This is a genomic window from Aromatoleum diolicum, assembly GCF_012910955.1.
Lineage (GTDB): Bacteria > Pseudomonadota > Gammaproteobacteria > Burkholderiales > Rhodocyclaceae > Aromatoleum > Aromatoleum diolicum.
On the sequence record NZ_WTVQ01000033.1, the window covers coordinates 1 to 13,378 of the forward strand.

Annotated in this window: 13 protein-coding genes; 2 read left to right on the forward strand and 11 right to left on the reverse strand. The window is 68.6% G+C overall.

The genetic code is table 11. From position 1 onward, the window contains the following. Positions 1 to 37 precede the first annotated feature (37 nt). The 5 genes from GPA25_RS17010 to GPA25_RS17030 all read right to left on the reverse strand — a co-directional run bounded on the left by GPA25_RS17010 (position 38) and on the right by GPA25_RS17030 (position 4,458). Positions 38 to 1,102, reverse strand: a complete 1,065-nt coding sequence (locus tag GPA25_RS17010; RefSeq protein WP_169261602.1) for an alkene reductase — start codon at positions 1,100 to 1,102, stop codon at positions 38 to 40. Between the two features lie 13 nt (positions 1,103 to 1,115). After that, the gene (locus GPA25_RS17015) at positions 1,116 to 1,745 is read right to left on the reverse strand and encodes a nuclear transport factor 2 family protein (protein WP_169261603.1); all 630 of its coding nucleotides are present in this window, start codon (positions 1,743 to 1,745) and stop codon (positions 1,116 to 1,118) included. Positions 1,746 to 1,755: 10 nt separating this feature from the next. Beyond that, entirely contained in the window at positions 1,756 to 2,526 is a 771-nt protein-coding gene (locus GPA25_RS17020) for an SDR family NAD(P)-dependent oxidoreductase (RefSeq protein ID WP_169261604.1), read from the reverse strand. Positions 2,527 to 2,536: 10 nt separating this feature from the next. Continuing rightward, entirely contained in the window at positions 2,537 to 3,361 is an 825-nt protein-coding gene (locus GPA25_RS17025; RefSeq protein ID WP_169261605.1) for an SDR family NAD(P)-dependent oxidoreductase, read from the reverse strand. Between the two features lie 95 nt (positions 3,362 to 3,456). Then, on the reverse strand, positions 3,457 to 4,458 hold the full coding sequence (locus tag GPA25_RS17030) for an AraC family transcriptional regulator (protein ID WP_169261606.1): 1,002 nt from the start codon (positions 4,456 to 4,458) through the stop codon (positions 3,457 to 3,459). 242 nt (positions 4,459 to 4,700) lie between these two features. Between GPA25_RS17030 and GPA25_RS17035 the strand changes: the two genes are divergently transcribed. Continuing rightward, positions 4,701 to 5,894, forward strand: a complete 1,194-nt coding sequence (locus GPA25_RS17035) for an XdhC family protein (protein WP_169261607.1) — start codon at positions 4,701 to 4,703, stop codon at positions 5,892 to 5,894. A gap of 46 nt (positions 5,895 to 5,940) precedes the next feature. Here GPA25_RS17035 and GPA25_RS17040 read toward each other — a convergent pair whose 3' ends face one another. From GPA25_RS17040 to npdG, 6 genes are read right to left on the reverse strand one after another with little or no spacing between them, the layout of a single operon-like run. Continuing rightward, positions 5,941 to 6,585, reverse strand: a complete 645-nt coding sequence (locus GPA25_RS17040; RefSeq protein ID WP_169261608.1) for an SRPBCC family protein — start codon at positions 6,583 to 6,585, stop codon at positions 5,941 to 5,943. Positions 6,586 to 6,620: 35 nt separating this feature from the next. Next, the gene (gene cofH / locus GPA25_RS17045) at positions 6,621 to 9,017 is read right to left on the reverse strand and encodes a 5-amino-6-(D-ribitylamino)uracil--L-tyrosine 4-hydroxyphenyl transferase CofH (RefSeq protein ID WP_169261609.1); all 2,397 of its coding nucleotides are present in this window, start codon (positions 9,015 to 9,017) and stop codon (positions 6,621 to 6,623) included. Beyond that, positions 8,969 to 9,652: a 2-phospho-L-lactate guanylyltransferase gene (gene cofC, locus GPA25_RS17050; RefSeq protein WP_169261610.1), complete on the reverse strand. Its 684-nt coding sequence runs from the start codon at positions 9,650 to 9,652 to the stop codon at positions 8,969 to 8,971. The genes cofH and cofC overlap by 49 nt, the downstream gene beginning before the upstream one ends. Further along, positions 9,649 to 10,599 (reverse strand): 2-phospho-L-lactate transferase, encoded by a 951-nt coding sequence (gene cofD / locus GPA25_RS17055; protein WP_169261611.1) that lies wholly within the window; start codon positions 10,597 to 10,599, stop codon positions 9,649 to 9,651. Before cofD ends, cofC begins: the two co-directional genes overlap by 4 nt. Continuing rightward, positions 10,596 to 11,363, reverse strand: coding sequence for a coenzyme F420-0:L-glutamate ligase (gene cofE / locus GPA25_RS17060; protein WP_169261612.1), 768 nt, complete (start codon positions 11,361 to 11,363; stop codon positions 10,596 to 10,598). The genes cofD and cofE overlap by 4 nt, the downstream gene beginning before the upstream one ends. Positions 11,364 to 11,371: 8 nt before the next feature. Further along, a complete protein-coding gene (npdG, locus tag GPA25_RS17065; RefSeq protein WP_169261613.1) occupies positions 11,372 to 12,049 on the reverse strand; it encodes an NADPH-dependent F420 reductase in 678 nt (225 codons plus the stop codon). Between the two features lie 213 nt (positions 12,050 to 12,262). Between npdG and GPA25_RS17070 the strand changes: the two genes are divergently transcribed. Next, positions 12,263 to 13,378: an acyl-CoA dehydrogenase family protein gene (locus GPA25_RS17070; protein WP_169261614.1), complete on the forward strand. Its 1,116-nt coding sequence runs from the start codon at positions 12,263 to 12,265 to the stop codon at positions 13,376 to 13,378.

The following is a 13,378-nucleotide window of genomic DNA, read 5'->3' on the forward strand; positions in this document are numbered from 1 at the left end:
GGGTTGGGGAGAGGGCCGCCTCGTGCCGTGACGCGGCTCAAGCCACGAGCGAAGAATAGTCCGTGTAGCCGTGTTCGCCCGGTGTGTACAGCGTGTTCTGGTCGAACTCGGCGAGCGGGGCGCCGTGGCGGAATCGATGGACGAGGTCGGGATTGCCGATGAAGTAGCGACCGAAAGAGATGGCATCGCAGGTGCCGTCCCCGACCACGCGTTGGGCGCTGGCGAGCTTGAAGCTGTCGTTGCCGATGATCGGACCACGGAAGTGACGCCTTGCGAGGGCGAGTGCGTCGAGCTCGCGGATCGGCGAGCGCATCACGTGCAGGTAGCCGAGGCCCATCGGGTCGATGGCGCGCAGCAGGCCGCTGTAGGTCGTGACCGGGTCGTCGTCGACGACGTCGTTGAAGGGGTTGCCCGGGCAGATGCGCAGGCCGACGCGGCCCGGCCCGGCCGCCGCGGCCATCGCTTCCAGCGTCTCGACGACGAAGCGCATGCGCTTTCCCGGAGATCCGCCGTAGGCGTCGTCGCGCAGGTTGGTGTTGTTGGCGAGGAACTGCATCGGCAGATAACCGCTCGTGCAGTGCAGTTCGACGCCGTCGAAGCCTGCATCCAAGGCGTACTCGGTGGCGCGGCGGTATTCGGCGATGACGCCGGGGATTTCGTCGGTGCGCAGCGCGCGCGGCAGGTCGTATTCGACCATGCCGGCCGCGTCGGTGAAGATGCGTCCCGCCGCACGGAGCGCCGACGGCGCGACCGTTTCGCTGCCCGGGTCCTTGTTGAGGTGACTCGCGACGCGCCCGACGTGCATGATCTGGAGCGCGATGCAGCCGCCTGCGCGATGCACGGCGTCGGTGACCTTGCGCCAGCCGGCGACCTGTTCGGCCGTGTGGATGCCGGGGGTACGGCAGTAGCCCTTGCCGTTGGCGCTCGGTTGCGTGCCTTCGGCGACGATCAGGCCGGCGCTGGCGCGCTGGCGGTAGTACTCCACCATCAGGTCGGTTGGCACGTCGCCGGTGCCGGCGCGGCTGCGTGTCATCGGCGCCATGACGATGCGGTTGGCGAGGCGGAGATCACCGAGGGTGACCGGGGAGAACAGGTCTGTCATCGTCTGGCCTCGTTCAGCGGACGCGGATCTTCGGCGCGGGGGTGCCGCGCCGCATGGTTTCGAGAAACTTATCGAGCGGGGCCGGGGGTGCCACTTCCGGCAGCGATTCCTTGTCCGGCCGGTCGGCCCAGAACTCCTTCCACGAGGGAAAGAGCTCGTGGAAGGTGCCCGAGTAAGGCTGCCGGCCGGGCCAGCGCATCTTCAGGTCGCCGATGGGGGGCTTGTTGAGGTCGGTGGCGTACCAGTAGCAGGGCAGGCGCCGGCGGAAGCACCAGCGACCGTCGATGCGCTCGTAGTCGTCCCAGTACAGCATCTGCATGATGACCCACTCGCCGCCGCACTCATGCTCGTTCTTCGAATAGACGACGCCGGTGGCGTGGTCGCGGTCGATGAACTCGATGATGTGCTGGCCGAGGTGGTGCGAGGTGCCGGTGAACTGGTCGCGCAGGGTCTCGTCCTGCCAGGCCTTGAAATGCGCGCGGCCCACGCGGTCGCGGCCGATGCGGATGTCGGGCGCGAAGAGATTCACGTGTGCATCCATGTCGCGCATGTCGAGCGACAGCGAGTACCTGGCCGCGAGTTGGCGGATCTCGTCGATCGACTCGAGGCGCTCGATACGTTCTTCGAGGGAGGGCGTGCTCATCGGGCGGATCTCATTCGAGGGCGGTGACGAGCACCGCGGAGCGGCCGCCGTCGACCGGCAGGGCGACGCCGGTGATGTAGGACGCGTCGGGGCCGGCGAGGAAGGCGACCGCGGCGGCGAGCTCGTCGGGCTGGCCGACGCGCCCCATCGGGATCAGTTTTTCGGTCGTGCGGCGCGATTTCTCGTCGGCAAGCATGCCGGCGGTGGCGGGCGTTTCGACGACCGCGGGGATCACGACGTTGACGCGGATACCTTCGGCTGCGCCTTCCGCCGCCGCCGCGCGCGAGAAGTTGATGATGGCGGCCTTGGCGGCCGAGTAGCCGGCCATCCAGGGCGTACCGAGCGTGCCGCAGATCGACGAGAGGTTCACGATCGCGCCGCCGCGGCCCTTCATCAGCTTCATGGCGGTGCGCGTGCCCCAGAAGGTGCCATCGACCGAGGTGGTGAAGTTGGCATGCCAATCCGCGGTCGAGGTCGATTCGATCGCCCCCCAGGTGAAGGCCATCGCGTTGTTCACGAGGATATCGAGGCGGCCGTGGCGCTTCGCCGTGTCTTCCAGTGCCGTGACGAACTGCGTCTCGTTGCCGACGTCCACGACCACGGCTTCGGCCTTGCCGTCCCTGGCGACGATGCCGGCGACGACCTCGTCGAGCGGTTCCTTGCGGCGCCCGCAGATCACCACCGTTGCGCCGTCGGCGGCCAGCCGCCGCGCGGTCGCCGCGCCGATTCCCGATCCGCCGCCGGTGACGAAGGCGACCTGTCCATGCAGTTTTCCGGACATGTTTTTCCCCTTACTTGAAGTAGGAGCCGCCGTTGGCGACGAGATCGGAACCGGTGACCATTGCCGCGTCGTCCGACGCGAGGAAGGCGACGACCGCGGCGATGTCGGACGGTTCGGCCATGCGGCCGAGCGGGATGCCCGCGATCATCGAGTCGATCCAGGCCTGCGAGACATTGGCCATGATCGGCGTATTGACCGGGCCGGGCATGACATTGTTGACGCGGATGCCGCGCGGTGCGACTTCGCGGGCGAGGCTGCGCGTCATGCCGGTGAGCGCCGCCTTCGAGGCGGCGTAGTGCAGTGCGCCTTCGCCCGAGATCGCGGCGGTGCTGGAGATGTTGACGATCGAGCCCTTCACTCCGTGCTTGATCATCAGGCGCACCGCTTCGCGCGTGCAGAAGAAGGTACCGTCGAGGTTCACCTGCATGACGCCGCGCCAGCCCTCGTCGGCCATGTCGCAGATGAGGTCGGGATAGACGGTCGGCGTCTCGCCGCGGGCCATCTGGGCGCCCCGTTCGTTCATGCGCCCGAGCAGCTTGTCGAAGCCGTCGTTCTTCGCGCTGCCGATGCCGGCGTTGTTCACCAGCACGTCGAGGCGGCGGTAGCGGCCGTCGACTTCCTCGAACAAGGCCTTCACGGCGGCGCTGTCGGCGATGTTGCAGGCGCGGGCGATGCCGTCCGGCTGGCCGGCGAGTTCGAGCGTTTCGCGCGCACTGGCTTCGTTGATGTCTGCCGCGACGACCTGTGCACCTTCCTGCGCGAGACGCAGTGCGATGGCACGTCCCATGCCTTGGCCTGCACCGGTGACGACCGCCACTTTTCCAGCGAATCTCATGCCTTGTCTCCTTTGAATGAATCGTTTGTGTTCGTGGACGGTAGGCATGTCCGCAAGGCATGCCATCGTCCGATGGGACTACCGGGTTGGCGGGCTCACGCGTGCGTGAGCCGCACGTCGGAAAGGGTCTGGTTGGTCCACGCCTTGAAGGCGCGGCGGAAGTTGCTGACGCTGCTGTAGCCGAGCATGTAGCCGATTTCCTTCGGCGTCAGGCGCGTGTGCTGGAGGTACTGGATCGCCAGCTCCTTGCGCGTGTCGTCGAGGATGCGCTGGTAGCTCTGGTCTTCCTCGACGAGGCGACGGCGCAGCGTGCGCGCCCCGATGTGCAGGTGCTCGGCCATTTCCTCGAGCGTCGGGAAAGTCCCGGGATGGCTGACGAGGTGATTGCGGATCTGCTCCGAAAGCCGGGAGGTGTCGCGCCGGCTGGCGGCGAGCATTTCGCACTGGCGCGAGCACAGCTTGAAGACCTCGGGATTGGAGAGACTGATCGGGTCCTGCAGGCGATTGATGTCGAAGACGACGATGTTGCGCGCCTGGTTGAAGTAGACCGGACAGTTGAAGCGCCGGATGTAGGGCGTGACGTCGGCCGGCTGCGGGTAGGTCAGGTGCAGTTCGAGGATGGGGAACGGACGGTTCGTGAGCGTGGACGCCAGCTGCATCGTCTGGCTGACGAACTCCTCGACCGCGAAGCGCATTACTTCACCCAGCCGGTAGACGTCCTGGATCTCGGAGAACCAGCGACCGTGCTTGATGTAGTTGGTGGTCGAGAAGATGTGCTCGTTGAGCGCGCGGTAGCGGTCGTAGAGTTCCCGCGAGTCCTTCAGCGTGGATGCGCTCAGCACCGCGTAGCCGAGGATGCCGAGGTGGCTGATCTTGAATTCCTCGCCCAGCGCAATACCCAGCCAGGGGTTGCGGGTGAGTTCCAGCATGTTGAGGATGATGCGGCGGTATTGCGGGGGATGCGGCTGGAGACCGCCCTCGGTGCGCTGATCCGCCTGGAGGCCCGTGCCGGCGAGAATCCGCGCGGGACCGATGCCCCGGCTTGCCATGCGTTCGAGATAGAAGTCGAGTTTGCCTGTCGGCTTCAGGTCGGTCATTGACGCCCCCTCCATATCTGCAGCCGCGCGGCGCGGTTCTCGCTGAGGACCTGCGCCGGAGTGCGCGGGGTGAGGCAATCGTCGGACGAAACCGGAATCGGGGCATCGTCTGATCGCATTAAAGGCCTGTCCGGTGTCACCGGTTCCACCCGGACCATGCAGTAGTGCAATGGAACGATGCGTCCCGGCCCGGTGCGTGCAAGAGTGGGGCCCGAGTCGTGATACACGTTTGGGGACATGCGATGACTGAAACGCAGCGAATCCTGCAGGCCCACGCCAAGGCACGTGCATGCGGCGAGGAAATGGCCCTCGCGACGGTGGTCGCGGTCGAAGGCTCGACCTATCGGCGGCCCGGCGCACGCATGCTCGTCACCGCGGACGGCACGTCGGTCGGGGCGATCAGCGGCGGCTGCCTGGAGCGGGACGTCGTCCGCCTGGCCGCGCGCGTGTTGCACCGGGGCGAACCGGTCGTGGCGGTGTACGACTCGACTGACGAGGAGGTGGCAGAAGGCTACGCGCTCGGCTGCAACGGCGTCGTCGTCGTGCTGATCGAGCCGCTTGTCGCCGGCGAAGCGGATGTGCTCGACTTCATCTCGGCTTGCCTCAAGCGCGGTCGCTCGGGCGTCGTCGCAACGGTGTTCGGCATCGACGGCGCGGCAGGGGCGGAGATTGGTGCGCGCCTGATGTTGGATGAGGAGATCGGCGTGCGCTGCCGGGGAATAGCCGACGAGTATTTGCGCTCACGCGTCGAGGACGAGGCACGCGAAGCACTGCGCGGCGGCCGTTCGGCGCGCATCATCGTCGACACGGGCGACGGCCGTGTCGAGGTGTTTCTCGAACACGTCGCACCCCCGACCGTGCTGACCGTGTTCGGCGCCGGGCACGACGCAGTGCCGCTGATGCGGTTCGCCAAGGCACTGGGCTGGGAGCTGCGGGTGGTTACGCGCACGGGCGGCCATGGCGCCGCGGCGAGGTTCGCGGGCGCCAACCAGTTCATCGTCGGGGACGCGGAAGAGGCCTTGGACCGCCTTGGTGCTTCCGCGGACATGCTCGCGGTGGTCATGACGCACAACTACTTCGAGGATCTGCGTGTGATGCGTGCGCTCGCGTCGCGCCGCCCGCGCTATGTCGCGATCCTGGGGCCGAAGCGGCGTACCGAACGCCTGCTCGCGGCGCTCGCAGAGGAAGGTGTCGTGCTGGATGCCGGGATGCGGGCCGCGCTGCATGGGCCGGCTGGACTCGATATCGGCGCCGAGACGCCCGAAGAGATCGCCTTGTCGATCCTTGCCGAGATCCAGGCGGTCCTGAGCGGCCGCCGCGGTGGGTTCGCGCGGGATCGAGCGGCGCCGCTGCACGAGTGCTCCGGGACCGGCAAGCCGCTGGAGACTGCCGGCGCTTCGCGCGGTGAAATCCTCTGCGGGCTGACGCCGGCCTGACGGCTCCGGCCGGTGTCGGAACGCCGGCCGGTGGGTGCGGAGGGTTTCAGGCGCGACCGAAAACGCGCCGGAAGAAGCTGGCAAGCCGATCGAAGAACACCTTGAACACGACTGCGACGACGTTGATCGAATCCTCTTTCTGCGGCTGCGGACGGGGAGGAGTCCGGTTGGCGGTCGGGGCGGCGGCGGGCTCCGTCGAGCCGGGATTGGCCGATGCGGCCTCGCTCTCGCGGGGCACTTCCAGCAGCGCGCGCACGTTGCCGACGTACTTCTTGATGATCTGAGCCGAAACCCCTTCGATCATGCCGCGGCCGACCTGCAGGATGCGGCCGGTGAGGTCGATGCTCGATTCGCAGCGTATTTCGGTGCCGCGGCCGTCCGGGGACGGCGCGAGGCGGGTCAGGATGGTGCCGCTGACCGTGCCGCCACCGCGCTCGTTGCCCGATGCCAGCATTTTCACGGTGCGGGTGGCAGGGTCCTTCTCCGTGTAGGTGATCGTGCCCTGGTACTGGGCGCTCACGGCGCCGATCTTGAGCTTCACGGCGCCGACGAAACTGCGCTCGTCGACGATCTCCGTGAGCGAGGCGCCGGGCATGCACGCGATGACGTTTTCCGGGTTGAGCAGAAAGTCCCAAACTGCCTCGACCGGGGCGGCGACCTCGAATTTCTCCTCGATTTGCAGGGCCATCATGTATTCCTTGTAGCGGTGGTTCGATCAGGCCCGGATCAGGCGGCGCACGCGGCTTGCGTGCTGCAGGGTCCGGTCGGCTGGGGGACGGTCTCCGGCGCGCCCTGGTAGAGCGTCGTGCGGCGCCACAGGGGGCGACCGATGCCGGAGGCGATGACGTTCATGCTTGCGGCGTCCATCAGCTGGCCATTGGCGCCGCCGGCAGCGCGGGTGATGGATTCGTACATCAGCGTGCCGCCCAGGTCGTTCGCGCCCGCCTGCAGGCACAAGGCGGCGCCGTCCGCTCCCATCTTGACCCACGAGGTCTGGACGTTCGGGATCAAGGGGTGCAGCGCGAGGCGCCCCACGGCATGCATCAGGACGGCCTCGCGCAGGGTCGGGCCGGAGCGGCTGCGGCCCTTGTGCCACAGCGGCGATTCCATGTGGACGAAGGGCAGCGGGACGAACTCGGTGATGCCCCCGGTCTCCAGCTGCAGGGTGCGCAGTTTCAGGAGATGGCGCGCCCAGTGCTGTGGCGTGTCGAGGTGGCCGAACATGATCGTGGACGTGGTGCGCAGGCCGACCTCGTGGGCCGCGCGAACGACGGCGAGCCATTGCGCGGTGTCGAGCTTGTCAGGGCACAACTGCGCGCGCACTTCGTCATCCAGCACTTCGGCCGCGGTACCGGGCAGGCTGCCGAGGCCGGCGGCCTGCAGGCGGCGCAGGTAGTCCTTCACCGGCAGGCCCAGCGTCGTGGCGCCGTGCAGGACTTCGAGCGGCGAGAACGCATGGATGTGCATGTCCGGCACGGCGCTGCGCACCGCGGCGAGGATCTCCAGGTAGGACTCGCCGGTGTAGTGCGGATGGATGCCACCCTGCAGGCACACCTCGGTCGCCCCGCGGTCGCGCGCCTCTAGCGTGCGGCGGGCAACGTCCTCCGCCGTGAGGCGGTAGGCGGGACCTCGCAGGGCCTCCGTGTTGCGCCCCTTCGCGAACGCGCAGAAACCGCAGCGGTGCTGGCAGATGTTCGTGTAGTTGATGTTGCAGTTGGTGACATAGGACACCGCTTCGCCGCAGGTCTCGCGGCGCAGGCGGTCGGCCGCGCCGATCACCGCATCGAAGTCGGCAGCGCGCGCCGCGAACAGGCGTGCGATGTCGGTTTCGGCGAGCGTGTCGCCCGCCGCCGCCTGGTCGAGAATGCGCAGGACTTCGGGCGAAGGCTGATCCGCCGCACTGGCGCCGCGGATCACGGAATGAGGCGGCAGTGGCGCGCCCGAGCCCGCGTGCCAGTCGTCGCTGCGGGCGAAGCCTTCCGCGTCGGTGAGGTGCAGGATCGAATGGCGAATGCCCGGATCGGTCCAGCGCGCGGCATCGCGGGCGTGGCGCGGCACCAGAGCCAGCCGTTCGACCAGATGGCGGCCTGCCGCCTCGGTGTCGCGGCGTAGCGCCGCGATGTGCGGCCACGCCGCTTCCGGATTCACGTGGTCCGGCGTCACCGGCGAGATGCCGCCCCAGTCGTTGATGCCGGCTGCTACCAGCGGCGCGAGCTCACCGGGGCGCAGGTTCGGCGGGGCCTGGATGGACATCCCGGGGCCGAAGATCAGCCGCGCCATCGCAATCGTCCACAACTGCTCGCCGAGTTCGGGCTCGGGCGCGCGGGCCATCGCGGTGCGTGGCTTGGCGCGGAAGTTCTGGATGATGATTTCCTGCAGATGACCGTGGATGTCGTGCAGTTCGCGCAGCGCGAGCAGCGCCTCGATGCGCTCCAGGCGCGTCTCCCCGATGCCGATGAGAATCCCGCTCGTCAGGGCCACCGACTGCTCGCCGGCGTGGCGGATCGTTGCGAGGCGTGCTTCCGGATGCTTGTCGGGGCTGTTCCAGTGCGGGCCGCCGCGTTCGCACAGGCGGGCCGCGGTGGATTCCAGCATGATCCCTATCGACGCGGACACGGGGCGCAGCTTTGCGAGATCGGCGGGCGACAGCGTGCCGGCGTTGATGTGCGGAAGCAGGCCGGTTTCGGCATGGATGCGCAGCGCGATGTCGGCGACGTAGTCGATCGTCGTGGCGTGGCCCAGGGCAGCCAGACCTTCGCGTGCCGCGGCGTAGCGCAGTTCGGGCTTTTCGCCCAGGGTGAGCAAGGCTTCGCGGCACCCCGTGCGTGCGCCCGCACCGGCGATGTCGAGCGCTTCTTCGGGACTCAGATAGGCCTGCTGCGCGTGGCGGGGGGACTGCGCAAACGTGCAGTAGCCGCATGCGTTACGGCACAGCTGGGTGAGCGGGATGAAGACCTTCCGCGACCAGCCCATGGCGCGCCCGTGACCGGCGAGGGTCAGCGCTTCGGCCGTCTCCAGCAGGGGGCTGAGTTCGTGCTCGGCGGCCAGTTGCGCGGCCTGCGTTGCGGTGAGTCTCAGTCCCGCACGCGCATCGGCGAGGATTCGGGTGACGCTGTCAGCCATGTCGGGTGGCTCCGTTCGAAGGGGGTGAGGGCCGGCGCACGGCGAGTGCTCCGGGGCAGGTCGTACCAGCTCAATTGCTTGAGGTCGTGGGGTTCGTCGATGTCCATCGCCAGCCCCGGCCGGTCCACGACGGACGGCACCAGGCCGCAACGCACGGCCTCCGCAAGGTGTGCCGGAAAGCTCCCGACGCCGAAGTGAAAGCTGAAATCGCTGCCGGTCTTGAGGAAAATGGCATTGGTGCCGCGGCGGTAACGGTCGGGAGCAATGCCGAGCCCCGTGCAGCGGCCGAGCGCGATCAGGGCTTCCACGTCCGTGCAGGCGAGCAGCGGCAGGTCGGCGTGCAGCACCAGCAGTTCGCTTGCGCCGCGCTTCGCGAGTGTCCGGGTGCCGGTTGCCAACGAGGCGTTCAGGCCTTCGCCGGGATCGGGCAGGATCAAGATGTCGCGTGCGGTGATTCCGCTCGCGGGCGTGACGAGCGCGATGCCGTCGATCTGCGGAATGTTTTCCAGCGTGCGTAGCACGCGGTCGAGCATCGCGCCGATCAACCGTCTGCGTTCCGCCGGCGAAAGCACGCCGGCGAGCCGGCCCTTGCCGTGGGCCGGATCCTTCAGCGGGATGAGTGCCCAGCAGGTCATGCGATCATCTCCGCGCGCAGGCGCTCGGCGAAGGCGAGGCTCGCGCGTGCGACGCGCTCGCGGTCGTCGATGTCCTTCATCAGGGTATCGGCCAGGCACACCGGGATGTCGATCTGGTCCGCGAGGGCGGCGTCGCGTTCATCGAGGACGAAGCCGTCGATGAGGTCGCCGTAGTGGCGGGCGATCTCGGGGGCGCAGACCGGCAACCCGAGTTCCGCCATGATCTTCGCCGTCGGCCCTTTCACGGCCGCGCCGTTGATGAGCGGTGATACGGCGATCACCGGCGCTTCCGCGTCACGCAGCGCTTGCCGCAGCCCCGGTACCGCGAGCATGGGCGCGATGCTGAGGTAGGGGTTCGACGGGCAGATGAGGATGGCCGCCGCGCTGCGGATCGCCGCAACCGCGGAGTGGACCGGTTCGGCCCGTGCGGCACCGTCATAGCGCAGCCCGGAGACGACCGGCGCGCATTGCCGCCGGACGAAGTAGTCCTGGAAGTCGAGCCGGCCCTCCGTGGTGTCCACGCGCGTGCGCACTGGGGCGTCGGTCATGGGCAGAACCTCGGCGCGGATGCCGAGCCGGTGCGCGCAGTCGGCGACGATGGAGCTCAGTTTTTGTCCGCTGTCGAGCCGTCGCGTGCGCTCGATGTGCATCGCGAGGTCGGCGTCGCCGAGGCGGAACCATGTCTCGCCGCCCAGGCTCGCCAGCGCCTGCATGAACTGCCACGTTTCGTTGCGACGGCCCCATCCCGTCTCGGGATTGGCGAGTCCGCACAGGGTGTATAGCACGGTGTCGATGTCGGGCGAGATGTGCAGGCCCAGGTGGCGGAAGTCGTCGCCGGTGTTCACGACGACGGTCAGCGTGTCCTGCGGCAAGACGCGCATCAGGCCGTCGGCGAGCTTGGCGCCCCCGACGCCGCCGGAAAGGGCGACGATCCGTCTCGCGCTCATCGGAACAGGTCCTCCGCAATCGGGCGCACCAGCGCCTGGGCATTCACTTCCGGCGCGTCGTGGCGAGCGCCGCGCACCAGCGCCACCGGCGTGCCTTCCGCGCCTTCGCCCATCACCAGCGCCGCACCGGCCGCGAGTCCATCTGCCCAGGCGACCTGTGTCACTTCGAGGCGGCGCCCGTACAGGTCGGTCTCGCCGCGGCGATCGATCAGGGCCGGCAGGCCGGCCGCCCCCAGCGCGATATTGATGACACCGTTGCGCCACGGACGACCGAAGCTGTCGCTCACGATCACTCCGGGCGCGACGCCAGTCAGCGTGCGCAGGCCGGCGCGCAGCCGGGCCGCGGAGGTGTCGGGGTCGACGGGCAGCAGAAGCGCGCGTTCGGCGCCGTCGCGGCTGTCGACATTCGAGCGGTCGATGCCCGCATTCGCCATCACGTAACCCAGACGGTGGCGCACGATCAGCACGTGCGGCACCGCGCGGAGCACCTCGTTCGACTCGGAAAGTACCAGCTCCACGAGCCGCGCGTCCTTGCGGGTGATGGCCGCGAGTTCGAGCGCGCGGGCGGACGGCGTCACCGTGCGCAAGTCGATGAAGCGCCCCTCGCTTTTCGACACGATCTTCTGCGCGACCACCAGCGCGTCGCCTTCAGTCAGCGTGCTGCCGGACTGCGCGAGCGCCGCAGCGATGAGCGCAGGCAGGTCGTCGCCGGGGGCGACGGCGGGGATTCCCGCAACGGCCGTGAAGGAGAGCGCCTGGGCCATGATGAAACCTAGTCGGCGCAGGCGGCGAGCGTGCCGGTGATGCGGACCCCGGCGCCGTCGACCGCGTAGGTCTTGTTCATGAAGATCAGGATCGAGGTCAGCGCCTCGGCGGCCGCCGAATTCGCCAGCGCGCCCGCGTGCAGGCCGCGCAGGCCGGCAGCTTCGGCCAGCCCAACGACCTCGGCGCGCGCGGCCTTGTCGTCGCCGAACACCAGCACGTCGCACTCGACCTCCTCATCGGTCGCCAGCTTGTGCGCGGCGACGTTATGGAAGGCCGAGACGAGGCGCACGTCGCCGCCGAGCAATGCCTGGGCACGCAACGCCGCGCAGCCCTCGGGCGGCAGTTGCACGCGCATGACCTTGGGCGGAACCAGCGGCACAGTGGTGTCGACGACGATCTTGCCGGCGACGACCGGGCGTATTTCCTCGAGCATCGCCGCCTGCGACGCGAAGGGCACGGTGACGACGACGATATCGGCCAGCTCCGCGGCTTCGCGGTTCGTGCCGGCGGCGACCTCACGTCCGGTCTCGGCGGCCATGGCTGCGGCCGCTTCCCGTGCCTTGCCGGCGTCGCGCGAGCCGATTACGACGCGCAGCCCGGCCTTCACCCAGCGCCGCGCCAGCGCCGCGCCGAGGTGGCCCGTGCCACCGATCACCCCAATGGTCCTGCGTGTTCCGTCCGTCATGTTCGATGCCCCTGGTTAGCTTGGGGTCAAAGCTATCAGCGGCACCACGGCGGGGTCATCGTTCTTTTGCACTACCCGGCCGGGGGGCGTAGGTTCATTTCCGGCCATCGCCTCGATCCGTGGGTCGGGTAGTCCCATTGGATGATGTGCCGGCGACGGGCGGTCGCGAGAATGCCCCTACCAAAATCCACGGGGCAACTCACTGGACTGCCAATGCAAAACGTATTGCTGCTTTCCGACGAGCAATCGGCGCTGCAGGAAACTGCCGCGGCATTCCTCGCGGAATTCGCCAATGCCCGCAAGCCGCGGGACGAAGATGCCGCACTGTGGCAGCGGATCGCCGAACTGGGCTGGCCTGCCGTGCAGGTGCCGGAAGCGCTCGGCGGACTGGGCATGGGGCCGGTCGAACTGGCCCTGCTGATGGAAGAGATGGGGGGGCGGCTGACCCGAAGCCCCTTCTTCGCATCCGTCGTGCTGGCCCAGACGGCGCTGATCGAGACTGCGGACGCCGCCGCGCAGGAACGCCATCTGCCCGCGCTGGCGGCAGGCGAGGCGAGCGCGACGCTCATTCTCGCACCAGGCTGCGAGTGGTCGCGGGACGCACTCTCCGTTGGCTGTCGTCGCGACGAGGATGGCTGGGTCTTGAGCGGCGAGGCGTTCCAGGTGATCGACGACGGCAGCTGCGACGTGGCCTTCGTCGCCGCCCGCCACGCCGACGGGGTCGCGCTGTTCCATGTGCCGGCGGATGCGCCGGGCGTGGAGCGCGTGGCGCTCGACGTGTGGGATCTCACCCGGCCGCAGATGACGTGGCGCTTCCGCGACCTGCGCTTGCCGCCCGACGCCCGCGTCGATGACCCGCAGCGGCTGGATGCCGGCCTCGCGCGTACCGTCGCGCACGCCGCGCTGCAACTGGCGGCGGAGCAGGTGGGCGGCGCCGCGGCCTGCCTCGAAATGACAGTCGCCTACACCCGCGAGCGGATGCAGTTCGGTAAACCGGTGGCGAGTTTCCAGGCCGTGAAGCACCGCTGCGCCGAGATGATGTTGCGGCTCGAAACCGCACGCTCGGCGGTGCGGGGCGTGGCCGCAATCGCGGCGGGGCTCGTGGATGCCGATGAACTCGCCCGCGAAGTCGCGGTGGCGCGGGTGCTCGCGAACGACGCCTACCGCTACTGCGCCCAGGAAGCGGTGCAGCTCCATGGCGGCGTCGGCTTCACCTGGGAGTACGACCCCCAGCTGCATTTCAAGCGCGCGCAGTGGGGCAGCCAATGGTTCGGCACGGCTGCGCGCTGGCGCGAGCGCGTCGCCACCCATCTTCTGGACTTTGCTTGA

Coding starts and splice junctions, on each gene's coding strand:
- GPA25_RS17035 (WP_169261607.1), top strand. CDS start 4,701: ATGACTGAAACGCAGCGAATCCTGCAGGCCCACGCCAAGGCACGTGCA.
- cofH (WP_169261609.1), bottom strand. CDS start 9,017: ATGGCTGACAGCGTCACCCGAATCCTCGCCGATGCGCGTGCGGGACTG.
- GPA25_RS17020 (WP_169261604.1), bottom strand. CDS start 2,526: ATGTCCGGAAAACTGCATGGACAGGTCGCCTTCGTCACCGGCGGCGGA.
- cofE (WP_169261612.1), bottom strand. CDS start 11,363: ATGGCCCAGGCGCTCTCCTTCACGGCCGTTGCGGGAATCCCCGCCGTC.
- npdG (WP_169261613.1), bottom strand. CDS start 12,049: ATGACGGACGGAACACGCAGGACCATTGGGGTGATCGGTGGCACGGGC.
- GPA25_RS17010 (WP_169261602.1), bottom strand. CDS start 1,102: ATGACAGACCTGTTCTCCCCGGTCACCCTCGGTGATCTCCGCCTCGCC.
- GPA25_RS17025 (WP_169261605.1), bottom strand. CDS start 3,361: ATGAGATTCGCTGGAAAAGTGGCGGTCGTCACCGGTGCAGGCCAAGGC.
- GPA25_RS17030 (WP_169261606.1), bottom strand. CDS start 4,458: ATGACCGACCTGAAGCCGACAGGCAAACTCGACTTCTATCTCGAACGC.
- cofD (WP_169261611.1), bottom strand. CDS start 10,599: ATGAGCGCGAGACGGATCGTCGCCCTTTCCGGCGGCGTCGGGGGCGCC.
- GPA25_RS17015 (WP_169261603.1), bottom strand. CDS start 1,745: ATGAGCACGCCCTCCCTCGAAGAACGTATCGAGCGCCTCGAGTCGATC.
- GPA25_RS17070 (WP_169261614.1), top strand. CDS start 12,263: ATGCAAAACGTATTGCTGCTTTCCGACGAGCAATCGGCGCTGCAGGAA.
- GPA25_RS17040 (WP_169261608.1), bottom strand. CDS start 6,585: ATGATGGCCCTGCAAATCGAGGAGAAATTCGAGGTCGCCGCCCCGGTC.
- cofC (WP_169261610.1), bottom strand. CDS start 9,652: ATGACCTGCTGGGCACTCATCCCGCTGAAGGATCCGGCCCACGGCAAG.